This window comes from Kitasatospora sp. NPDC002965 (genome assembly GCF_040611255.1).
GTDB lineage: Bacteria > Actinomycetota > Actinomycetes > Streptomycetales > Streptomycetaceae > Kitasatospora.
Window position 1 is genome coordinate 1 of sequence record NZ_JBEXNT010000152.1, and the last position, 22,152, is coordinate 22,152.

20 protein-coding genes and 1 pseudogene are annotated in these 22,152 nt (G+C 74.6%); 5 read left to right on the forward strand and 16 right to left on the reverse strand.

Annotated elements, in window-relative coordinates; all coding sequences use genetic code 11:
- Window positions 1-316 precede the first annotated feature (316 nt).
- Window positions 317-931, reverse strand: a complete 615-nt coding sequence (locus ABZY91_RS36235; protein ID WP_355407762.1) for a helix-turn-helix domain-containing protein — start codon at window positions 929-931, stop codon at window positions 317-319.
- A 133-nt stretch (window positions 932-1,064) separates the two neighbouring features.
- Between ABZY91_RS36235 and ABZY91_RS36240 the strand changes: the two genes are divergently transcribed.
- From ABZY91_RS36240 to ABZY91_RS36250, 3 genes are all read left to right on the forward strand, one after another.
- Window positions 1,065-2,048, forward strand: coding sequence for an NADP-dependent oxidoreductase (locus ABZY91_RS36240; protein WP_355407764.1), 984 nt, complete (start codon window positions 1,065-1,067; stop codon window positions 2,046-2,048).
- Between the two features lie 1,121 nt (window positions 2,049-3,169).
- Window positions 3,170-4,360 carry a type III PLP-dependent enzyme gene (locus ABZY91_RS36245; protein WP_329947956.1) on the forward strand — a complete coding sequence of 397 codons (1,191 nt, stop codon included), beginning with the start codon at window positions 3,170-3,172 and terminating at the stop codon, window positions 4,358-4,360.
- Between the two features lie 110 nt (window positions 4,361-4,470).
- Window positions 4,471-4,830: a DUF6204 family protein gene (locus ABZY91_RS36250; RefSeq protein WP_355407766.1), complete on the forward strand. Its 360-nt coding sequence runs from the start codon at window positions 4,471-4,473 to the stop codon at window positions 4,828-4,830.
- Window positions 4,831-4,977: 147 nt separating this feature from the next.
- On the opposite strand, the gene ABZY91_RS36255 is transcribed toward ABZY91_RS36250, so the two are convergent.
- The 3 genes from ABZY91_RS36255 to ABZY91_RS36265 all read right to left on the reverse strand — a co-directional run bounded on the left by ABZY91_RS36255 (window position 4,978) and on the right by ABZY91_RS36265 (window position 7,706).
- Window positions 4,978-5,619: a hypothetical protein gene (locus ABZY91_RS36255; protein ID WP_355407768.1), complete on the reverse strand. Its 642-nt coding sequence runs from the start codon at window positions 5,617-5,619 to the stop codon at window positions 4,978-4,980.
- Between the two features lie 166 nt (window positions 5,620-5,785).
- Window positions 5,786-6,304: a hypothetical protein gene (locus ABZY91_RS36260; protein ID WP_355407770.1), complete on the reverse strand. Its 519-nt coding sequence runs from the start codon at window positions 6,302-6,304 to the stop codon at window positions 5,786-5,788.
- Window positions 6,305-6,692: 388 nt separating this feature from the next.
- Complete coding sequence (locus tag ABZY91_RS36265; protein ID WP_355407772.1) at window positions 6,693-7,706, reverse strand: YncE family protein; 1,014 nt, start codon at window positions 7,704-7,706, stop codon at window positions 6,693-6,695.
- Window positions 7,707-7,912: 206 nt separating this feature from the next.
- Here ABZY91_RS36265 and ABZY91_RS36270 point away from each other — a divergent pair, with 206 nt between their 5' ends.
- Window positions 7,913-8,950 (forward strand): LysR family transcriptional regulator, encoded by a 1,038-nt coding sequence (locus tag ABZY91_RS36270; RefSeq protein ID WP_355407774.1) that lies wholly within the window; start codon window positions 7,913-7,915, stop codon window positions 8,948-8,950.
- Between the two features lie 107 nt (window positions 8,951-9,057).
- On the opposite strand, the gene ABZY91_RS36275 is transcribed toward ABZY91_RS36270, so the two are convergent.
- The 3 genes from ABZY91_RS36275 to def all read right to left on the reverse strand — a co-directional run bounded on the left by ABZY91_RS36275 (window position 9,058) and on the right by def (window position 12,333).
- Window positions 9,058-10,512 (reverse strand): transcription antitermination factor NusB, encoded by a 1,455-nt coding sequence (locus ABZY91_RS36275; protein WP_355407776.1) that lies wholly within the window; start codon window positions 10,510-10,512, stop codon window positions 9,058-9,060.
- A 163-nt stretch (window positions 10,513-10,675) separates the two neighbouring features.
- Window positions 10,676-11,635, reverse strand: coding sequence for a methionyl-tRNA formyltransferase (gene fmt / locus ABZY91_RS36280; protein WP_329947950.1), 960 nt, complete (start codon window positions 11,633-11,635; stop codon window positions 10,676-10,678).
- 152 nt (window positions 11,636-11,787) lie between these two features.
- The gene (def, locus tag ABZY91_RS36285; RefSeq protein ID WP_329877314.1) at window positions 11,788-12,333 is read right to left on the reverse strand and encodes a peptide deformylase; all 546 of its coding nucleotides are present in this window, start codon (window positions 12,331-12,333) and stop codon (window positions 11,788-11,790) included.
- Window positions 12,334-12,575: 242 nt separating this feature from the next.
- Between def and ABZY91_RS36290 the strand changes: the two are divergent.
- Window positions 12,576-12,920: pseudogene (locus tag ABZY91_RS36290) on the forward strand (hypothetical protein); the annotation flags it as partial.
- 424 nt (window positions 12,921-13,344) lie between these two features.
- Here the strand turns inward: ABZY91_RS36290 and ABZY91_RS36295 are convergent.
- The 9 genes from ABZY91_RS36295 to ABZY91_RS36335 all read right to left on the reverse strand — a co-directional run.
- Complete coding sequence (locus ABZY91_RS36295) at window positions 13,345-15,432, reverse strand: primosomal protein N' (RefSeq protein ID WP_329947949.1); 2,088 nt, start codon at window positions 15,430-15,432, stop codon at window positions 13,345-13,347.
- A 109-nt stretch (window positions 15,433-15,541) separates the two neighbouring features.
- On the reverse strand, window positions 15,542-16,750 hold the full coding sequence (metK, locus tag ABZY91_RS36300) for a methionine adenosyltransferase (protein ID WP_329947948.1): 1,209 nt from the start codon (window positions 16,748-16,750) through the stop codon (window positions 15,542-15,544).
- A gap of 151 nt (window positions 16,751-16,901) precedes the next feature.
- Entirely contained in the window at window positions 16,902-18,137 is a 1,236-nt protein-coding gene (coaBC, locus tag ABZY91_RS36305) for a bifunctional phosphopantothenoylcysteine decarboxylase/phosphopantothenate--cysteine ligase CoaBC (RefSeq protein ID WP_329947947.1), read from the reverse strand.
- A gap of 148 nt (window positions 18,138-18,285) precedes the next feature.
- Window positions 18,286-18,552 (reverse strand): DNA-directed RNA polymerase subunit omega, encoded by a 267-nt coding sequence (gene rpoZ, locus ABZY91_RS36310; RefSeq protein WP_030240625.1) that lies wholly within the window; start codon window positions 18,550-18,552, stop codon window positions 18,286-18,288.
- A gap of 36 nt (window positions 18,553-18,588) precedes the next feature.
- The gene (gmk, locus tag ABZY91_RS36315; RefSeq protein ID WP_327675652.1) at window positions 18,589-19,146 is read right to left on the reverse strand and encodes a guanylate kinase; all 558 of its coding nucleotides are present in this window, start codon (window positions 19,144-19,146) and stop codon (window positions 18,589-18,591) included.
- Between the two features lie 48 nt (window positions 19,147-19,194).
- A complete protein-coding gene (gene mihF, locus ABZY91_RS36320) occupies window positions 19,195-19,521 on the reverse strand; it encodes an integration host factor, actinobacterial type (RefSeq protein WP_030056187.1) in 327 nt (108 codons plus the stop codon).
- Window positions 19,522-19,925: 404 nt separating this feature from the next.
- Entirely contained in the window at window positions 19,926-20,759 is an 834-nt protein-coding gene (pyrF, locus tag ABZY91_RS36325) for an orotidine-5'-phosphate decarboxylase (protein ID WP_355407780.1), read from the reverse strand.
- 28 nt (window positions 20,760-20,787) lie between these two features.
- Complete coding sequence (locus tag ABZY91_RS36330) at window positions 20,788-21,900, reverse strand: quinone-dependent dihydroorotate dehydrogenase (RefSeq protein WP_329878688.1); 1,113 nt, start codon at window positions 21,898-21,900, stop codon at window positions 20,788-20,790.
- A gap of 66 nt (window positions 21,901-21,966) precedes the next feature.
- Window positions 21,967-22,152: hypothetical protein (locus tag ABZY91_RS36335; protein WP_355407782.1), on the reverse strand; the 186-nt coding region annotated here is incomplete at its 5' end.

The following is a 22,152-nucleotide window of genomic DNA, read 5'->3' on the forward strand; positions in this document are numbered from 1 at the left end:
GGCGGTGGCGGGGGCGGTCCCGCCCGGAACGCCGGTCCGGGAACCGCCACCGGAGTACCCGGCGGGCCACCGCCGCGCTGCCCGCCCGTACACCGGGCGTCCACCGGCCCGCCCTTCCGTACCGGCGCCCGGTGCCCTTCGCGGCCGGCCACCGGCCGATGGCGCGGCACCGGTCAGGCAGGTCCGCGACGGTCGCCGGCACCGGCGAGCGCCCTCGGCCGGATCCTCGCGCGCCGCCCCGGCATCAGCGCCGCGCACCTCGACGCCCCGGGTTCGCATCCAGGCGCCAACGCCCCGGGGTTCAACGCCCCGGGGTTCAGCGCCCCGCGGACGCGGCATCTCCGCCCCGGGACGCCAGGCCGTCCAGCACCAGACCGAAGAGGCGATCGCCCCGCTCCGCGAGACTCGGGGCCTGGTCGGCGATCCACGCGAGGGCGTTGGCCAGGGCGAACAGGTCGACGGCGTCGACGTCCGCGCGGACCAGGCCGTCCCGCTGCGCCGCCGACAGCAGTCGACCGCACGCCTGACGCATCGCCAGGCACGCGGCGTGCAGGGGTGACTCGGGATCGCCGAGAGTGGCCAGCAGGGCGGCCGAGAGCCCCTGGTAGGCGCCCGCGCCGAGGGTGAACTCGCGCAGCCAGACCCTCAGCGCCCGCTCCGGCGGCTCGGCGACGGCCAGCGCGTCCGCCCGGTCGGCGAGGAGTTCGAACCGCCGCCGCAGCAGGGCCTCCAGCAGGGCGTCCCGGGTCGGGAAGTGGCGGTAGAGCGTGCCGAGTCCGACGTCGGCGCGGCGGGCGACGTCGCGCAGGGACGCCTGGGCCCCCTGTTCGGCGACCACCTCCGCCGCCACCTCCAGCACGCGGTCGCGGTTGCGCCGCGCGTCGGCGCGCGGGGCGCGCCCGGCGGAGGGCGGGGCGGGCTCGACGGGCATGGGGATCCTCACCGTTGACAAGTGGAGCACTGCTCCGGTTTTCTTACCGGAGCACCGCTCCGGATTCTACCGGGCGGTCGCCCCCGCGGCCGGGGAGAGGCCCGGGGGCGCACGGGGAGAGGAAGAGACAGCCATGGGAAACCACGCCGCGACCATGCGGGCCGTCCGCCTGCACGCCTTCGGAGGCCCCGAGGTACTGGTGTACGAGGAGGTCCCCCGGCCGGTGCCCGGGCCGGGCGAGGTGCTGGTCCGGGTGCACGCCGCCGGAATCAACCCGCCCGACCTGTACGCACGCACCGGCTTCGCCCGCATCCCGGCCGGGCTCCGGCCCCCGTGGACGCCGCCGCTCGTCCTCGGCAGCGACATCTCGGGCGTGGTGGCCGCGCTCGGCGACGGCGTCACCGCCTGGCAGCCCGGGGACGAGGTCTTCGGGATGATCCGCTTCCCGGGGCAGGGCTCCGGGTACGCCGAGTACGTCACGACACCCGCCGACCACCTGGCCGCCAAGCCGGCGGCGCTCGACCACGTCGAGGCCGCCGCCGTACCGATGGCCGGACTCACCGCCTACCAGTTCCTGATCCGGGAGCTGCGCCCCCTGTCGGGCGGCACCGCCCTGGTCAACGGCGCGGCGGGCGGGGTCGGACACTTCGCCGTCCAACTCGCCCGCCTCGCCGGCGCGGAGCGGGTGATCGGCGTCGCCTCCGGGCGGCACGAGGAGTTCCTCCGCGGGCTCGGCGTGGACGAGTTCGTCGACTACACGCGGACGCCCGCGGCCGAGGCCGCCCGGGACGCGGCGGACCTCCTGGTCGACACGGTCGGCGGGCCGGACGCCCACCGCCTGCTCCCGGCCGTCCGGCGCGGCGGCCTGATCCTGCCCGTCTACCTGGGCGACTACCACCGCGAACGGGCCACCGGACTCGGCATCTCACTGCCCGACCGGATGCAGCAGGTGCGGTCCGACGGGGGCGACCTCGGCGAACTCGCCGCACTGCTGGACGACGGCCGGATCCGTGTCCACGTCGACGGCGTCCACCCGCTCCCGGAGGCGGCGGACGCGCACCGGCGCGCCGAGCAGGGACACCTCCGGGGCAAGCTCGTCCTTCAGGTCCACCCGTAGCCCCACCGCCCGCGCCCCACCGCCCGCGCCCCACCGCCCGCGCCGCACCGCCGGCGCCGCACCGCCGCTTCCGGCCGGGGCGGCCCCGGCCGGATTCCGACCGCCCCGGCCCGCCCGCTCCACCCCGACCGCCCCGACCGATGCCTCCGGTGTTCCGACGCCCCGGGGGCATCGCCCGTCCCGGGCACCCGGCCGACCGGGCCATCGCGGAGGCCGGACGCATCGTCAATGCCCGCCGAGGGGCGTGTGGTTGGTGCCCTTTCGGACGCCGCCCTGCACGAACAGGCACCCGCCACTGCCCGTTCGGCCGGACACCTCCACAACCCGTTCGGACGAGGACGGATCCGAAGGCTCCGGCGCAGGTCATGCCCGGTTCGCCACCTTCACGAAGCCACCTCCAGAGCTCTCCCGAGCAAGGGTTGACACCGCAAGTTGGTCTAGTCCACGGTAGAGGGAACGCAGGTTTAACGAGGCCGGAACACCTCCCGAGACACCTTGGCGAACACGCGAGTTGACGAATGACGCCACCTGTTCCAGCGAGGGTGTCAGCCCCCACGCGGGGGAATCGACCGAGAAGGAGGCCAGGAATTCCGGCCACGGCATCCGCCCGCACGCCTGGCGATGCCGACCGCCGACCGGCGCCCCGGTACGCCCGGCCGCGCGACGGCGCGCCGCCGGAGCCTCCCGCATCCCGCCCTCCTGCGCCGACGACATCCGACAGCCCACCACCTGACCCTCCCGCCGTCTGACGCCCGTCAGCCGGCGCCACCGCACGTCCGACTTCTCCTCAGGGCCGCGTCCGGCCCTGCCTCACCATGCGCGCGAACCGGCGCTCCGGCATGCCCGGGCGCCGCCCGCCTGCACGGCCATCAGCCCGATGCCCCGACCCGAACCTTGGAGTGACGTGATACCGAAGCCCGACGGGTACCTGTATCGAGCCGCTTCCGAGCACCCCTGCTTCAGCGACGACGGCGAGTCCCCCCTCGCCCGCACCACCTCCGCCGCAGGCGTCCGCGCCGTCCGGCACCTGTCGACGGCGCCCGCCCCGGAGAAGCACGCCCGCAGCTCTTCGCCGGACGGGCCCGACACGGCCCCCGCCGGCCCCGGTTGGAGTACCGACGATGCCTGAGTACGACCGGCTGCGCGCCGCCCTGGCCACCGGTGAGGACGACCGACTCGTCCTCGACCTGGACGGCATCGAGGCCCAGTACGACGCCCTGCTGCGCGAACTGCCCGATGTCGCTGTCCGGTTCGCCATGAAGGCCTGTCCGGTGGACGAGGTGCTGGCGGCCCTGGCCGCACGGGGCTCCGGCTTCGACGCGGCCGGACCTCAGGAGATCGCCCAGGCCCTGCGCACCGGCGTCCCGGTCGACCGGATCCACTACGGCAACACCATCAAGTCGGACCGCCAGATCGCCGAGGCGTACGGGCTCGGCGTCCGGGACTTCGCGACCGACAGCCTGGCGGACGTCGCCGCGATCGCCGTGCACGCCCCCGGCGCCCGGATCTTCTGCCGGCTCGCCACCACCGGCGAGGGCGCGCTCTGGGGCCTCAGCCGCAAGTTCGGCTGCTCGCCCGAGGACGCCGTCCTGGTCCTGGAGGCGGCCCGCGCCGCCGGACTGACCCCGGCCGGGCTCTCCGTGCACGTCGGCTCCCAGCAGCTCACCTCGGAGGCCTGGCAGAACGCCCTGGAAGCCCTGACCGCCGTGGTCGAGGAGGCCGGCCGGCGCGGAATCCTGCTGGACCACGTCAACCTCGGCGGCGGCCTGCCCGCCCTCGGAGTCCTGGACCGGAAGGGCCGCCCGCTCGACCCGCCGGTGGACAAGATGTTCGCGGTGATCCGGGAGGGCATCCAGCGCCTGCGCGACGCGTCCGCCGCGCCGCTGGACTTCCTGATCGAGCCCGGCCGCCACCTGGTCGCCGACCACGGCGCCATCCGCGCCCACGTGACACGCCTGACGGAACGTCAACAGCTCGACGGTGAGAGGGTGCACTGGCTCTACCTGAGCTGCGGCAAGTTCAACGGCCTGTACGAGATGGACGAGCTCCGGTACCGGCTGGAGTTCCCCGGCCGGGCCGGCGCGGAGACCGTCCCCGCCGTGGTCGCCGGCCCCACCTGCGACAGCGACGACGCCTACGCCGACGAGGGCCCCGGTATGCCGGTGCCCCGCGACGCCGCCTCCGGCGACCCGGTCTGGATCCTCTCCTGCGGCGCCTACTCGACCGCCTACACCACCCAGGGGTTCAACGGCATCCCCCCGCTCCCCTACAGCTGCGTCCGCACCACCGCCGGCGGCCCCGAGGAGGTCTGAGCGCCTCCACCCCCGAACGTCCGGCCCCCGCCCACCCCCGTGGCGGGGGCCGGACCGCGTCCGCCGAAAACCCGTGGCACCCGCTCCGAGCCCCTCACTAGGCTCGACGGATGACCACCCGCACCTTCCGCATCACCGTCCGCGGCGTCTTCGACGGCCTCACCCCCGAGCAGCTCGCCGAACTCCGGTCCCGAGCCGCCGAGCACGACGTGCTCCACGCGTCGTTCACCCCCGAGGGGCACCTCAGCTACGACCTCGACGCGCGCGCCGTCTTCACCTTCCGGTTCCAGGACACCGGCGAGGCCGAGGAGGACATCCTCGAAGCCGCCGACCGTGCCGAGCGGTCCGCCCGGGCGTGGCTCGACGACCGCGGCTACGGTCACAAGAACCTCCGCTCCCAGTCCGAGGACCTCTCGCAGGCCCCGCTCGGCAAGCGCCGGCGTCGCGCCGCCCGGTCCGCCACGGGCTGACCTGGCCGCACCGGCCTGCTGCTGGGCCCGCAGGTGCGCCCGCCGGACGCCCCCGGCCCCGCCCGCGCGTTCTCCGCCGCGCGGGGTCACGGGTGCGCGTCCGCCCGCGCCGAGCAGGAGGGCGCCCCCGCAGCGCGGGGCCGACCGTCAGGTGCCCGCCCCACCCGCCGCCGAACGCTCCCCGCCCCCGACACGGGGATCCCCGACGTCCCCGGCCCCCTCAACACTCCCGGCACCGCCGTCGGGGGCACCGTCGTCGGCAGCGCCGTCCGCGCCCGCCTCACGCTTACCGGGCCCCCGGACCCGGCTCCACGCCACCACCCACGCCAGGAACAGCACCAGCCCGTCCGTCACCACCGCGAACGCCCCCGGCACGGCGACCGACGTCCACGCGTGCTCGTCCAGCTCCGCCCGCCCCGGTGTGGCCCACCGCCGCAGCTCGTGCCCGTCCGGGTACCGGCGGTCCGCCGCACGCCGCTCGTCGAACACCCGGTCGCCGACCGACCAGGTGTGCCGGCACTCGACCCGCTCCGACCACCCCCCGACCTCGTCCCACTGCCGGTCCGTCACCCGGCAGTCCCCGAGCACGACCGTCACCCGCTCGGTCGTCCGCCCCCACCGCAGGACGTTCCCGGCCGTGCCGGCCGTGGTCCCCACCGCCACCAGGACCAGCGCCGCCACCCCGCCGACCACCAGCGCGTCGAACCACCGGTCCGCGCCGGGTGCGAGCAGCAGACCGGCCGAGGCGGCCACCAGCCCCGCGCCGAGCAGCACGGCGGGCCAGGTCACCCACGGCCACCCCACCGCCAGGTTCCACAGCATCACCGCAGCGCCGAGGACGGCGCATGCCGCCCCCCAGCCCGCCACGGTCCGACCCGCCGTCCGTCCCACCGCACGCCCCCTCCGGGAGTCCTCCCCCGGCCCGTCCGGCAAGCCACGGGCCCTCGTCCTCGCGCTACCCGCCCGCCCGTTCGTGCAACCAGGCCCCGACCGCCGCGTAGTCGCCGTCCGTCAGCCCGACCGCCGGATCGACCCACCACAGCAGCGCCCGCCCCTGGTGGTGTCGCGCCACCCAGGCCCGGTCGGGGCCGCCGATCTCGTCGTCCACCCAGACGAAGTCCCGGCCGGCCGCGAACGCGACGATCCCGCGCGTCTTCGGGCTCAGCCCCGCCCACGCGTCGGCCGCGGCCTCGCCGCCCTCCGCCCGTTGCGGCAGTTCGCGCAGCTCCGGCAGCCCGAGCAGGGGCGCGAGGTGCGCGTTGGCGTCGGGCCCCCACGTCGTCGCCCACACCGGCTCGCACGGCAGCGCCGCCAACCGGCGCCCGTGCGCCGGATCGAGCCGCCCCAGCAGCGGATTCGACGGATCCTCGCTCTGCGGGAACACCGGATACCGCCCGGCCGGGCCCCCGAACGGGATCAGCGGTCCGTCGACGTCGAGGAAGAGCAGCGGCAACAGCCCGGCACCGGTGGTCATCCCGGCAGGATAGCGGCCGTCAGGTGCCGGATCCTCAGTGGTCCACCGGGAAGGACCGGTCCCGTCCGTCGCCCCGGGACCGGCGAAACGGGGCGCCCAGGACGGGCCGCACGCCCCGCGCGTCAGACATCTCGCGCGCCCTGAGAACCCTGCGCGCTCCTTTCCGTCCCGGCACGAGACGGCCCGCCACGGGCCGGGAACCGTCCCGCTCCGGCGGCGAGTGCCCGGCCCCACCCCACGCCCCCCGACGCCCGCACCCCTTCCCCGCCCTGCGGCCACGCCCGGGACCACGAGGGCCCCGCCCCGCCCGCACCCCGCGAAGCGCGAACGCGCTCGCCGGGCGGGGCACCACCGTGATCGGCCACCGCCCGGGGCGGTGCCGGCGTCGCTACCGGGGCGCCGGCACGTACGCCAGCCCGTGGGGCCCGGCGCCCCGGCCCAGGTCCACCTCGCGGACCACCCGGCGCTCGGTCAGGTCCACCACGGTCACCGTGTCCGAGGCGATGGCGGCGACGTACCCGAACCTGCCGTCCGGCGACGAGTGGACGGTCAGCGGCACCTGTCCGACCGTCACCTCCCCCAGTTCCACCAGTTCCTCGGGTGCCGCGTGCCCTCCGCCGGCCGCACCGAAGATCCGCAGCCGCCCGGCCGCCGGCACCGGCCCGCCGTCCGCCGCCGGGGCCGCGAGGTGGACCTCCCCGGCCAGCACCAGGCCGCCCGCCGTCCGGTGCACCGGGACGGCCGGCGCCGCCAGCGGGAGCGTGCGCACCACCCGGTCGGTCCGGACGTCGACCACCGTCAGGGCGGGCGGTGCGGCGAGGGCGCCCGTCAGGTCCAGCTTCGGCGTGGCGACCACCGCGTACCGCCCGTCGGCACTCATGGCGATGCCCTCGCTGCCGGGCACCGCCACCGTCCCCCCGGTCCGGCCCCGGCCGCCGGGACCGGACGCCGTCTCCACGACGGTGAGGAACGGGGCCTCCTTGTTCGTCGTGTAGCCCTTGGTCCCGTCCGGCGTGAGCGCGAACCAGTGCGGCCCCGGTGCGCCGATCCCGGTCCGCTCCACCACCTTGCGCGCGGCGAGGTCGACCGTGAGCACCGCCCCGTCCCCGGCAGGCCCGGCCTCCACGCTCACGTACAACAGCGCGCGCGCCGCATCGAGCGCCAGCCCGTGCGGGGCGCACTCCGGCGCCAGGTCAATGGTCTCGACCACTACCCAGTGATCCGGATCGATCAGGACCAACTCGGTAGCCTGCTCGCCGTGGTGCTCGTAGAAGCCCGAGCGGTAGGTGACCGTGCAGTACAGCAGCCTCCGGTCGGCGTCGAACAATATCTCGTGCGGCTCGGGCGGCAGCGGCACCTCACCGAGCCGCCGAGAGCCGTCCGCAGAGAGAAAGACCAGCACACGGCCGCCTTGGCAGGCTACCGCCAACATGTCATTGTCATTCATCGCGTCAGATCCTTTACTCCGAAGGGGAGTTGTCACGATCGACGGTAGATGCCGAATCTGCATGCACTCCAGTGAAAGCCTGGTCACCATACTTTCCAGTTCTGGTCATCCACCTCCCCCACCACCCCCACCCAGTCGACCGAACACTCGCGGAGAAGCCCATGCCCGATCTCGACCTCAACCTGCTCGTCGCCCTGGACGCCCTGCTCGACGAGGGCAGCGTCACCGGCGCAGCCGAGCGGCTGCACACCTCGGCTCCGGCGATGAGCCGCACCCTGGGGCGGCTGCGCCGCGTCCTCGGCGACCCGATCCTCGTCCGGGCCGGCCGCGGCCTGGTCCCGACCCCGCGCGCGGTGGAACTACGGGCGGAGGTCCGGGCGCTGGTCAGCCGGGGCCAGGCGCTGCTGGTCCCCCACACCGCCACCGAACCCGCCCAGCTGAACCGCCGCTTCACCCTCCAGACCGGGGACGTCCTGCTGACGGCGATCGGCTCCACGCTGGTCGAGACGGTCCGCGCGCAGGCGCCGGCCGTGACGCTGCGCTTCCTCGGGGAACACCTGGAGGGGACGACGGCGATGCGCGACGGCGTGGTGGACCTGGAGGTCGGCGTGATCGACCACCTGGACCCCGAGACCCGGACCGAGCCCCTCACCACCACCGGTCTGGTCGGCGTCGCCCGCACCGGGCACCCGCTGACGGTCGGCCCGCCGCCCACCGCCCGCGAGTTCGCGAACGCCGACCACCTCGCGGTCTCCCGGCACGGCCGCGGGCCCGGCCCGGTCGATCAACGGCTGGCCGACGTCGGACTCTCCCGGCGGGTGGTGACCATCGTGCCGAGCTTCACCGCGGCACTGTTCCTGCTCCGCGAGACCGAGCTGGTCGGCCTGGCACCGGCCCGGCTCGGCGGCGCGGCGGCCACCGCGCTGGGGCTGACCACGTTCCCGCTGCCGGTGGAGCTGCCCGAGGTGGTACTGAGCATGGCCTGGCATCCGCGCAACGACCAGGACGCGGGCCATCGTTGGCTGCGCGAGCTGGTCCGCGGCGTGGTGACCTCCCAGGCCGGGCCGAGCACCGCCCCGAACGGTTCCACCACAGTCCCGGCCGCCACGAGGCCCCACGCGGCGGGCTCGGCCACGGTTGCGGCCCGCGCCACCACGCCCAGGGAGGCACCCCACTCACCGGCGCTCAGCGGACGTTGAGGCCGTACCCGCACCGCCCGCCGGGAGCCGGTGGACGGCCCGGCCGGGCGCGGCGGGGCCGCCCGCCGGGCCCCGGCCCGTCGCGTCGTCCGTCCTGCCGCGCCCCGCTACGCCGTACGGCGCAGCAGCGCCAGGTACATCGCGTCCGTCCCGTGCAGGTGCGGCCAGAGCTGGACGTCCGGCCCCTCCCCCAGGGCCGGGACGCCCGGCAGCAGCGGTCGTGCGTCGATCCACTCGACCCTGCCGCCCTCGGCCCGCAGCACGTCGTCCACGACGGCCCGGGTCTCGGCGAGGTGCGGCGAGCAGGTGGCGTAGCCGACCACACCGCCCACCCGCACCGCGTCGATCGCCGAGGTGAGCAGGTCGCGCTGGAGCGGGCCGAAGGCGGCGACGTCCTGCGGGCGACGCCGCCAGCGGGCCTCCGGCCGGCGGCGCAGCGCGCCCAGGCCGGAGCAGGGCACGTCGACGAGGACCCGGTCGAAGCCGCCGGACTTCCAGGCCGGCCGGGTGCCGTCGGCGGCGATGACGGTGTACGGGCCGGGGTTGCCGGCGAGCGTGCGGGCGACCAGCCGGGCCCGGTGCGGCTGCTTCTCGCTGGCCACCAGCGCGGCGCCGCGTTCGGCGGCGAGTGCGGCGAGCAGCGCGGCCTTGCCGCCGGGGCCCGCGCAGCCGTCCAGCCAGAGCCGGTCGGGGCCGTCGAGCGGGGCGGCGGCGAGGGCGAGGGCGACCAGTTGGCTGCCCTCGTCCTGGACACCGGCCCGGTTCTCCTGGACCGCCGCCAGCGCACCCGGGTCGCCGCCCTCGGCGAGCCGGAGCGCGAACGGGGACCAGCGGCCCGGCTCGGCCTCGGGCAGCGCCTCGGCCAGCTCACCGACGGTCGCCCGGCCGGGCCGGGCGATCAGGGTGACCTCGGGGCGCTCGTTGTCGGCGCGCAGCAGTTCCTCCACCGCGGCGCGCCCGGAGGCGTCGGGCTGCCAGCGGCCGAGCGAGTCCCAGAGCGCGGCGACCACCCAGCGCGGGTGCGAGTGGACGACGGCGAGGTGGTCCTCGGCGTCCTTCTCGTACGGCGGGGCGACCAGGCCGATCCACTCGTCGAGGTCGTGGGCGCTGATCCGGCGCAGCACGGCGTTGACGAACTTGGCCTTGCCGTCGCCGAGGACCACCCGGGCCAGCTCGACGGTGGCCGAGACGGCCGCGTGGCTGGGGATGCGGGTGGTGAGCAGCTGGTGGGCGCCGAGCGAGAGCACGTCGAGGACCGGCGGGTCGACCTTGCTCAGCGGCCGGTCGATGCAGGCGGCGATGACCGCGTCGTAGGTGCCCTGGAGGCGGAGGGTGCCGTAGACCAGCTCGGTGGCGAGCGCCGCGTCGCGCCGGTCCATGCCCTTCTGCTCAGCCTCGCGGAGCAGCGAGGGAAGGATCAGGTTGGCGTAGGCGTCACGCTCGTCGACGGCGCGCAGGGCGCGGAAGGCGACGATTCGCGCCGGGTCCTTCTTCGGCCGGCGGTGCGGACGGGGCGCCTGCTTGGCGCCGCGGGTGCCGGGGGTGCTGCTGGGCGTGCTCATGGGATGTGCCTCAAAGTGCTGCGGGGGTTATCTCGGGATCTCCGGATCCCGGGATCTCTGGAACAGTAACGCGAAACCCGGACCGCGGGCTCACCGGCGGGACGACCCGTGCCGGGGCCTCTCCGGCCCGACCGCCGGCCGGGCCGGTGGCCCGGCCGCCGGACTACGCGCCCGGCTCCCCGATCGGCTCCTCGCCGAGCCGCTCGCCGGACTCGATCCGCGCGCCGCGCGCCCAGTCCGCGGCCCGCATCGCCTTCTTCCCCTGCGGCCGCACCTCGCCCAGCTCGACGTCGTGGCTCCCGGTGCCGACCCGGACGGAGTTCTTGCCGACGGCCAGCTCACCGGGGGCCAGCTCCGCCGAGCCCGGCAGCAGCCCGACCGGGCCGGTGACCTTGAGCCGCTCACCGCGGAAGAGCGTCCAGGCGCCGGGGGCGGGGGCGCAGCCGCGCACCACGCGGTCGATCCGCAGGGCGGGGGTGGTCCAGTCGATCCTGGCGTCCTCGACACTGATCTTCGGCGCGAGCGTGACGCCCTCGCCGGGCTGCGGGCGGGCGTGCAGGGCGCCGTCCTCGATGCCGTCCATGGTGGCGACGAGCAGGCGGGCCCCGGAGTGCGCGAGGCGGCCGAGCAGGTCGCCGCTGGTGTCGGTGGGGCGGACCTCCTCGGTGAGCACGCCGTAGACCGGCCCGGAGTCCAGGCCCTGCTCGATCAGGAAGGTGGACGCGCCGGTGACCTCGTCGCCGGCCATCACCGCGTGCTGGACGGGGGCGGCGCCGCGCCAGGCGGGGAGCAGCGAGAAGTGCAGGTTGACCCAGCCGTGTACGGGGATCTCCAGGGTGCCCGGGCGCAGCAGCGCGCCGTAGGCGACGACCGGGCAGCAGTCGGGGGCGAGCTCGGTGAGGCGGGCGACGAAGTCGGGGTCGCTCGGCTTCGCCGGCTTGAGGACCTCGATCCCGGCCTCCTCCGCGCGCTGGGCGACGGGGCTGGCGACCAGCTTGCGGCCACGTCCGGAGACGGCGTCGGGGCGGGTGACCACCGCGACGACCTCGTGCCGGTCGGAGGCGAGCAGGGCGTCCAGGGCGGGAACGGCGACCTCGGGGGTGCCGGCGAACACGAGGCGCATCAAGTGCCTTTCTGCTGTACCGGGTCCGGGCTGTACGGAGCCCGGCTGTACTGGTCGGGGCGGTGCTGGGTCGGGGCGGTGCCGGGTCCGGGCGGTGCCGGGTCCGGGCGGTGCCGGGGAGGGAACGGGCGGAGCGGCGCGGGCCGGGACGGTCAGCGCGCCGAGCCGAAGGTGCTGTGCGGGGAGACCTTGACCACCGGCGCGGGGCCGCTGCCCCAGTCGGAGTCCCGGATCGCCTTGAGCGCGGCCTTCCGCTGCTCGGTGTCCAGGCGGTCGATGAAGATGATGCCGTCGAGGTGGTCGGTCTCGTGCTGGATGCAGCGGGCGAGCAACTGGGTGCCCTCGACGGTGACCGGTTCGCCGTGCATGTCGAAGCCCTTGGCGACGACTCCGTACGAGCGCCGGGTGTCGTAGCGCAGGCCGGGCAGCGAGAGGCAGCCCTCGGGGCCCTCCTGCTCCTCGTCGCTCAGCGACAGGTCCGGGTTGATCAGGTGACCGGTGACGCCGTCCACGTGGTAGGTGAACACTCGCAGGGAGATGCCGAGTTGAGGCGCGGCCAGACCGGCACCCGGGGCGTCGAGCATGGTGTCGGTGAGGTCCTTGACGAGGTTCCGGAGTTCCTTGTCGAAGGTGGTGACGGGCTGCGCGGTGGCCCGTAGGACGGGGTCTCCGAAGATGCGGATCGGCTGGATCGCCACGGATGCGGGCTCCTGTCCGTCGGGGTGCTGGTCGGGTGCGGGCGGCTGGCTTCGGCCGTCGGAATCGGCCGCCGATCAGTCTATGCAATCCGCCCGTGCCGGTTTCTGGCATATCCCGACCCACCTTGCCGCGTGACCCCGGTGGGCGGTCCGGCGTTGGTCAAGTGGGATTGACCAACGCCGGAGCGCGCGGGAAGGGCGCTCCGGTCGAGCCGAACCGTACGGAAGGTGGCACGTAGGCCATGGCCGAGCAGATCAACCACGACGCCCGGGCGCGGGCGAGCCTGCACCTGCTGGTGCGGGACATCGAGCGGGTGAGGCGGCAGGTCGACGCGCTGCGGACGCTCACCGCCCAGTTGGGCAACGTCTACCGGCCCCGCCGGCCGAGCACCTCGGCGGGGTTCGTCGTCTACGGGCGCGCCCCCGCGCCGACGGTGCGCCTGGCGCAGGAACTCAGGGAGAGCGTGGAGACGCTGGTGGCGGCGGCGGTCGAGTTCGACCGCGCGCTGGGCTTCTCCTGGGACTCGGTGGGCTCCGCTCTCGGGGTCACCAAGCAGGCGGTGCACCGGCGCTACGGGATGCGCCGACCGGCCGGCGAACTGCTGGCCGCGGGCGGCACCGTGCCGAACCCGAGCCGCCCGGACCGCTCCGAGGACCTGCCCGCCGCGCACGCTCCGGGCCACAACCCGGCCCCCGCACCCGCCCCGACCGGCCTCGCCGCCACCGTCCCGGCCGCCCGCCAGGGCGGGCTCGACCGCAGCAGCCTGGACCGGGCCGCGATGGAGCGCGGCAGCCTGGACCGCACCCCGATCGACCGCTCCACCCTCGACCGCACCGCCCTCGACCGCTCCACCCTGGACCGCTCCACCCTGGACCGCACCGCCCTCGACCGAACCCCGATCGACCGCACGCCGATCGACCGTTCCCCCCTGGACCGCCCCGGCGTCCCCCTCCGCGGCTGACCAACCCACCGGCCACCGGGCTGGGGGGCGGCTCAGCCCGTCCCGCCCCTCACCCGATGTCCGTCGGATCGATCCGCACCTTCACCGCCTCCGGCGTGCGCAGCGCGATCCGCGCGATCTGCGCCGCCTTCAGCGCCGCCGCCAGCGCCGCGCCCTGCCCGGGCGGGACCCGCAGCAGCGCACGCTCCTGCTCCTCCCCCCGCAACGCCGGAACCGGCACCGGCCCGAGCACGTCCGCCCCCTCCGGCAGCCGGATCAGCCCCAGCAGGTCGGCCACGGCCGCCGGGCTGCCCGCCACCGAGGCCATCCGCGCCACCGGCGGGAAGTGCAGCTGCGCCCGCTCGTCCAGCTCCAGCCCCGCGTGCCCCATCGGGTCCCAGCGCACCAGGGCCTGCACCGGCCGCGTGGTCGGCTCGGCGACGACGACCACCGTGCCGCCCTCGGTCGACGGCCGCACCAGCGCCGCGGCGGCCAGCCAGAGGCGCAGCGTCTCCTCCCCCGCCCGCAGGTCCGGGCGGCTGAGCAACGCCCAGCCGTCCAGCAGCAGCGCCGCCGCGTAGCCGTTGCCGCTCTCGACCACCGGTTCGGCGCCGGGGGTGGAGATCACCAGCGCGGGCTCGTCCGGCACCGTGGTCAGCACCGCGTCCCGCCCGGAGGTCCGCACGGGCACCTGCGGGAACGCCTTGCCCAGCTCCTCCGCCGTCCGCCGTGCCCCCACCACCGAGGCCCGCAGCCGGAACGATCCGCACTCGGGGCAGTGCCAGTCCCGTTCCTCCTCCCCGCACCACCCGCAGTGCAGCGGGGCGTCGGCGCCGGCCGCCTCCAGCGGGCCCTCGCAGCGCCGGCAACGCGCCGGCGTGCGGCAGCGGCCGCAGGACAGCCGGGGCACGTAGCCGCGCCGGGGCACCTGGATCAGCACCGGCCCGCCGGCCGCCAGCCCTTCCCGGGCCGCCTCCCAGGCGATCGAGGGCAGCCGGGCGGCCTGCGCGGCGGCGTCCCGGTGCTGGTCCTGGTCGGTGACGGTCCGCACCCGCGGCGCGACCTTCCGGACGGTCTCCCGGTCGGCGGCCAGCGGCCGGGCCCAACCGGTCCGCACCAGCTGCGCGCCCTCCACGGTGACCACGTGCCCGCCGAGCAGCACGGCGGCGCCCTCCTCGGCGGCGCGCAGCAGGGCCACCTCGCGGACGTGCGGGTGCGGGGCGCGCGGGTCGCTGTGGCTGGAGTCGCCGTCGGACCAGACGACGACCAGCCCGAGGTCACGGACGGGCGCGAACATGGCGGCCCGGGTGCCGACGGCGGCGTGCACCGAGCCCCGGCTGACCATGAGCCAGCGCCGGTAGCGTTCGCGCGGGCCGAGGTCGGCGGCCAGGGTGGCGTGCATGCCCTCGCCGAGCAGCTCGGTCAGCGCCCGGTCGACCCGGGCGACCGCCTTCCCGTCCGGGACGACGACCAGGGCGCCGCGCCCGCCGGCCAGGGTGGCGGCGACGGCGCGGGCGACCTCGTACGGCCATCCCGGTCCGGGCAGCGCCGTCCAGACGGCGCGCGGCGCGCCGCCGGCGGCCAGCGCGGTGAGGAAGTCGGGTCCGGCCGGGTAGCGCGACCAGCCGCCGGGTTCCGGCACGGGCGGGCGGGGGCCCGGCGGCGGCGAGGGCTCGGCCTCGGCCTTGGCGTGCCGGGGCGGGACGGCCAGCTGGAGGACGTCGGCGAGGGTGCCGGCGTACCGGTCCGCGACGGTGCGGCAGAGCCGGAGCAGCTGCGGGGTGAGGACCGGCTCGGGCGAGAGGACCTGGGCGAGCGGGGCCAGCGGCCCGGGGAAGTCGCTCTTCTCCAGCCGGGCGACGACGAACCCGTCGTGCAGTTCCCCGCCCTCGCGCTGCCCCTTGACCACGCGCGCCCCGAAGCGCACCCGGACCCGGACGCCGGGCTGCGCCTCCTCCGCCATCGCGGCGGGCACCGCGTAGTCGAAGAACTTGTCGATGGTGAGGACGCCCTTGTCGACGACCACCCGGGCCACCGGCAGGTGCTCGGCCCGCTTGGCCCCGTGCCAGGTGCGCGGCTTGGCCCGGCGGACCGTCTCCCGGATGAACGCCAGCTGTTCCGGCGCTCCGCCCTCGTCACTCCCCTGCGTGCTGCTCATCGCCCCAAGTACTACCAGGTCCCACCGACAGAAAACCGCAGGTGGTGGCCGTCCGGCACACCGGACGGCCACCACCTGCGGTCGGAGCTCAAACGGTCGGACGACCGGATCAGGCCTGGACGGCCTTCTTCAGCTGGTCGACGCGGTCGGTGCGCTCCCAGGTGAAGTCCGGCAGCTCACGGCCGAAGTGGCCGTAGGCGGCGGTCTGCGAGTAGATCGGCCGCAGCAGGTCCAGGTCGCGGATGATCGCGGCCGGACGCAGGTCGAACACCTCGGTGACGGCCTTCTGGATGGTGAGGACCGGCACGGTCTCGGTGCCGAAGGTCTCCACGAACAGGCCGACCGGCTCGGCCTTGCCGATCGCGTACGCGACCTGCACCTCGGCGCGGCGGGCGAGGCCGGCGGCGACGATGTTCTTCGCCACCCAGCGCATCGCGTACGCGGCCGAGCGGTCCACCTTGGACGGGTCCTTGCCGGAGAAGGCGCCGCCGCCGTGGCGGGCCATGCCGCCGTAGGTGTCGATGATGATCTTGCGGCCGGTCAGACCGGCGTCGCCCATCGGGCCGCCGATCTCGAAACGGCCGGTCGGGTTGACGAGCAGGCGGTAGCCGTCGGTGACCAGCTTGATGCCCTGCTCGGCCAGCGCCTTCAGCTCCGGCTCCACGACGAACTCGCGGACGTCCGGGGTGAGCAGCGAGTCGAGGTCGATGTCGCTGGCGTGCTGGGTGGAGACGACCACGGTGTCGAGGCGGACGGCCTTGTCGCCGTCGTACTCGATGGTGACCTGGGTCTTGCCGTCGGGGCGCAGGTACGGGATCGTCCCGTTCTTGCGGACCTCGGTGAGACGGCGGGAGAGGCGGTGCGCCAGGGTGATCGGCAGCGGCATGAGCTCGGGCGTCTCGTCGGACGCGTAGCCGAACATCAGGCCCTGGTCACCGGCGCCCTGCTTGTCCAGGGAGTCCTCGTCGCCCTCGACCCGGGCCTCGTACGCGGTGTCGACGCCCTGCGCGATGTCGGGAGACTGCGCACCGATGGACACCGACACGCCGCAGGAGGCGCCGTCGAAGCCCTTCTTGGAGCTGTCGTAGCCGATCTCCAGGATCTTGTCCCGGACGAGCTGGGCGATCGGCGCGTACGCCTTGGTGGTCACCTCGCCGGCCACGTGCACCTGGCCGGTCGTGATCAGCGTCTCCACGGCGACCCGGGAGGTCGGGTCCTCACGGAGGAGAGCGTCAAGGATGGTGTCGCTGATCTGGTCAGCGATCTTGTCGGGGTGTCCCTCGGTCACGGATTCCGAGGTGAACAGGCGGCGAGACACAGCGCTCCCTGGGGTTGCAGCGGCTGCTGACTGAAAGCCCCGGTCGGACCCGGGAACTTCCGGAAAGACTTGATTCCTGGAGTGTAACGGTCGGCTTCCGACAATCGTCACGCGATTCCGCAATTGGAGACCGCCCTCCCACCCTTCGAGATCAGTCGACGGGCGGATCCAGCCGTTCGGCGACCAGGCCCCAGACGACGTCCGCGAGCGCCTCCTTCGGACCCACCGGAACGGGCGTCTCACTGCCGTCCGAGCCCAGTACGACGGCCTCGTTGACGTCCTGGCCGAAGGCCTTGCCGTCCCCGACCTCGTTGACGACGAGCAGGTCGCAGCCCTTGCGGGCGAGCTTCGCCCGGCCGTTGGCGAGCACCTCGTCGGTCTCCGCCGCGAAACCCACGACCAGTTGGCCCGAACGGGGACGGTGGGCCGAGAGCTCGGCCAGGATGTCCGGGTTGCGGACGAGCTCGACGGGCGGCTGCTCGACCCCGTCGACCTTCTTGATCTTGCCGGTGGCGTAGACCGCGGGGCGGAAGTCCGCCACCGCCGCGGCCATGACCACCGCGTCCGCCTCGGTGGACGCCGTCAGGACGGCGTCCCGGAGCTCCAGGGCGGTGGCCACCCGCACCACGTCCACCCCGGCCGGATCGGGCAGCTCGGCATTGGCCGAGATCAAGGTCACACGGGCACCACGCGCCGCAGCGGTCGCCGCGAGCGCGTACCCCTGCTTGCCGGAGGAGCGGTTGCCCAGGTAGCGGACCGGGTCGAGCGGCTCCCGGGTGCCGCCCGCCGAGACCACCACGTGCCGCCCGGCCAGGTCGGTCCGGACGCCGCCGTAGCGCAGCACCGCCCGGCAGGCGTCGAAGATCGCGGACGGCTCGGGGAGCCGCCCCTTGCCGGTGTCCTTGCCGGTCAGCCGCCCGCTGGCGGGCTCCAGCACGATCACGCCCCGGCGGCGCAGCGTGGCGACGTTCTCCCGGGTGGCCGGGTGCTCCCACATCTCGGTGTGCATCGCGGGTGCCAGGACGACCGGGCAGCGCGCGGTGAGCAGGGTGTTGGTGAGCAGGTCGTCGGCGAGCCCGTGGGCGGCCCTGGCCATCAGGTCGGCGGTGGCGGGGGCGACCACGACCAGGTCGGCGCTCTGCCCGATCCGCACGTGCGGCACCTCGTGGACGCGTTCCCAGGTCGCGGTGGCGGCCGGGCGCCCGGAGAGCGCGGCCCAGGTGGCCTCGCCGACGAAGTGCAGCGCCGCCTCGGTGGGCACCACGGTGACCTGGTGGCCGGACTCGGTGAACCTGCGCAGCAGCTCGCACGCCTTGTACGCGGCGATGCCGCCGCTGACGCCGAGGACGACGCGCGGTGCGCCCGCCTGCTCCGTGCTGCCGCCCATGATCCCCATCTCTCCTCGCTCGGTGCGTGCTCACCCTACGGCCCGTCGGCGATCACCCGCACGGTGGCACCCCCACGGCCCCCGACAGCAACGCCGCAGGGCCCGTCGGAGCGAACTCCGACGGGCCCTGCGGGCGAAGGCGGGTGCCTCAGGCGGCCTCGATCGCCTCGGCGGTCAGCATGCCTGCGTTGATCTCGCGCAGCGCGATCGACAGCGGCTTCTCGTGCACGTGGGTGTCGACCAGCGGGCCGACGTACTCCAGCAGGCCCTCGCCGAGCTGGGAGTAGTACGCGTTGATCTGACGGGCACGCTTGGCCGCGTAGATCACCAGGCTGTACTTGGAGTCGGTGGCCTCAAGCAGCTCGTCGATCGGCGGGTTGATGATGCCCTCGGGCGCGGTCATGGAAGAGGACACGCGAAAACCTTCCGAAAGGGTGGAAAAGACAAAAGCTCAGCCTACACCGAGCAAGGCTAGCAGTTCGGTCGCCACCTGCTCGACGGAGGTGTTGACGAGCGTGCTGTCGAACTCCGGCTCGGCGGCCAGCTCGACCTTCGCCGCCTCCAGGCGCTTCTCGATCACGTCCTGCGGCTCGGTGCCGCGGCCGGTGAGCCGGCGGACCAGCTCGTCCCAGCTCGGCGGAGCCAGGAAGACGAGCTGTGCCTCGGGCATGGACTCGCGCACCTGGCGGGCGCCCTGCAGGTCGATCTCCAGCAGCACGGGCTCGCCGCGCTCCAGCTTCTCCAGGACCGCGGAGCGCGGCGTGCCGTAGCGGTTGCCCGCGAACACGGCCCACTCCAGCAACTCGCCGTTGGCGATCAGCTTGTCGAACTCGTCGTTGTCGACGAAGTGGTACTGGACCCCGTTCTGCTCGCCCGGCCTCGGGTGGCGGGTCGTCGCCGACACCGAGAGCCAGACCTCGGGGTGCTGCTTCCTCATATGAGCGACGACCGTGCTCTTGCCGACCCCCGAGGGGCCGGAGAGCACGGTCAGCCGCGGACGCTCACTCATGCACCGATTATCCCGGATCGCGGACGATCCCGGGACCACGGGGCACGGTCAGGCGGCACCGCCGCCGAACTCCCGCTCCAGGGAGGCGATCTGGTTGGTTCCGAGACCACGGACACGCCGGCTCTCGCTGATACCGAGCCGCTCCATGATCTGCTTGGCCCGAACCTTGCCGACGCCCGGAAGGGACTCCAGCAGGGCGGAGACCTTCATCTTGCCGATCACGTCGTTGTCAGCCTTGCCGGCCTTGATCACCTCGTGCAGCGAGGCGCCGGAGTGCTTGAGCCGGTTCTTCACCTCGGCGCGCTCCCGGCGAGCCTCGGCGGCCTTGGCGAGCGCGGCGGTGCGCTGTTCAGGGGTAAGGGGCGGAAGAGCCACGCCGTTCACCTCAGGTGTGGATGGAAGGGATTGAACTATGACTGGTTTGGTTCCCAGGACACCGGTCCACAGGGCGAACTCGCCGCCCCTGACCTGCGAGAGCAACGAGTTTCGCGGCTCTTCGATGACCTATCGCCGGACACTACCCGGATTGCGGCGCCGCGTCAGGAAAAGAACACGAAAAGTCCTGGTCAGCCAAGGCCGACCAGGACTTTCCCGGGCAAAATGACCGCGATTGCGGACCTTTGGCGCCACCGATGTGACGGCGCTCACGTCAACTCCTGAGATGGCGCGCCGCCCCGTCGCGCCACTTGCCCGCCCGCCTGCGGACCGTGCCGGGGCGGTTTCGGAGCGACACCGGCCCCGACGGGCGCGCGCGGCGGCGAATCCCGCCGCCTCGGGCGCTACTTGACCGCGTCCGCGTACTCCTGCACGAAACGGTCGGCCGCCGCCCGCAGCGCCTCGACCGAGGGGCCCTGCTTCAGCACGTCGCGGCTCACGCTCGGCACCACGTTGCGCACCGAGTCGCCGAAGACCCGCGGCAGGTCCGCCATGGTCGCGCCCTGGGCGCCGATCCCGGGGGCGAGCAGCGGGCCGTTGATCGCCAGGTCCACCCCGGCGTCGGCCAGGGTCGCACCGACCACCGCGCCGAACGAGCCGAGCGGCTCGGCGCCGGCGTTCTCGGCGGCCAGCTGCCGCAGCACGGAGGCGGCCACCGGCAGGCCGTCGGAGCCGACCGCGCGCTGCACCTCGGCGCCCTCCGGGTTGGAGGTGAGCGCCAGCGCGAAGACGCCCGCGCCGTGGGCCGTGGCCAGGTCCAGCGCCGGGCGCAGCGAGCCGAAGCCCAGGTAGGGGCTGACGGTGACGGCGTCGGAGAAGAGCGGGCTGCCGGGCGCGAGGAACGCCTCGGCGTAGGCGGCCATGGTGGAGCCGATGTCCCCGCGCTTGGCGTCCATCAGGACCAGCGCGCCGGCCGACCGGGCCTCCTCGACGGACTTCTCCAGGACGGCGACGCCCCGGGAGCCGAAGCGCTCGAAGAAGGCGGCCTGCGGCTTGAGCACGGCCACCCGGCCGGCCAGGGCCTCGACCACGGTGCGGCTGAAGGTCTCCAGGCCCGCGACGGAGTCCTCCAGGCCCCAGGCGGCGAGCAGGGAGGCGTGCGGGTCGATGCCGACGCAGAGCTGGCCGCGGGCGTCGAGGGCGTGGCGCAGCCGGGCGCCGAAGGGGGCGAGGGTCATGACGTCCTTCCGGGGAGGTGAGGGGGGTTCAGGCGGCCTTGGGCGCGTCGACCGCGCTGCCGACGGCGGCGGCCAGGTTGCGGAAGCCGCCGGCCCGGACGCGGGCGGAGAGGCCCTTGTGGATGCGGCGGCACCAGAACGGGCCCTCGTAGATGAAGGCGCTGTAGCCCTGGACCAGGTCGGCTCCGTGGATGATCCGCTGCCAGGCGTCCTCGGCGGTCTCGATGCCGCCGACGGAGACCAGGACGAGCCGGCCCTCGGTGCGGGCGCGCAGCCGCTGGAGGACCTCCAGCGCGCGGCCCTTGAGCGGGGCGCCGGAGAGGCCGCCCATGCCGATCTCCTCGACCCGGTCCGCGGGGGTGCGCAGGCCCTCGCGGCCGATCGTGGTGTTGGTGGCGATGATGCCGTCGAGGCCCAGCTCCAGGGCGAGGTCGGCGACGGCGTCGACGTCCTCGTCGGCCAGGTCGGGGGCGATCTTGACCAGCAGCGGCACGCGGTGCGGGGTGGTCCGGTCGGCGGCCTCGCGGACGGCGCCGAGCAGCGGGCCGAGGTGCGAGACGGCCTGGAGGTTGCGCAGCCCGGGGGTGTTCGGCGAGCTGACGTTGACCACCAGGTAGTCGGCGTACCGGGCGAGCCGCTCGGTCGACTTGACGTAGTCGGCGATCGCGTCGGCCTCCTCGACGACCTTGGTCTTGCCGATGTTGACGCCGACGACCGGGGTCGAGGTGGTGTGCGGGCGGGCGGCCAGCCGGGCGGCGACCCGGGCCGAGCCCTGGTTGTTGAAGCCCATCCGGTTGATCAGGGCGCGGTCCTCGACCAGCCGGAAGAGCCGCGGGGCCGGGTTGCCGGGCTGGGCCTCACCGGTGACGGTCCCGATCTCGACGTAGTCGAAGCCGAGCATCGACAGGCCGTCGATGCCGACGCCGTTCTTGTCGAAACCGGCCGCGAGGCCGAACGGGCCGGGCAGGTCGAGGCCGAGGGCGCCGGTGTGCAGCGCGCGGTCGCGGGGGGCCAGCACCAGCCGGACCAGGCCGCGCAGGCCGGGCACCGAGGAGGCGAGCCGGACCCAGAAGAAGGCGAGGTGGTGGGCCTTCTCCGGGTCCATCTTCTTGAAGACGAGGTCGAACAGCAGCTTGTACACAAAGTCCTCCCAGGGCATGGAAGTGGGGGGCACCCGGCGGTACTGGTGCCCCCCACTGCGGTGGTGCTACTTGGCGCGGCCGGCGTTGATCAGCTCGGCGTGCTCCTGGAGCGACATGACGCCGACCTCGTCGCGCAGCAGCCGGTCGATGCCCTGGACGGCGGCGCCCATGGCCTGCACGGTGGTCAGGCAGGGCACCGAGCGGGCGACGGCGGCGGTGCGGATCTCGTAGCCGTCGAGGCGGCCGCCGGT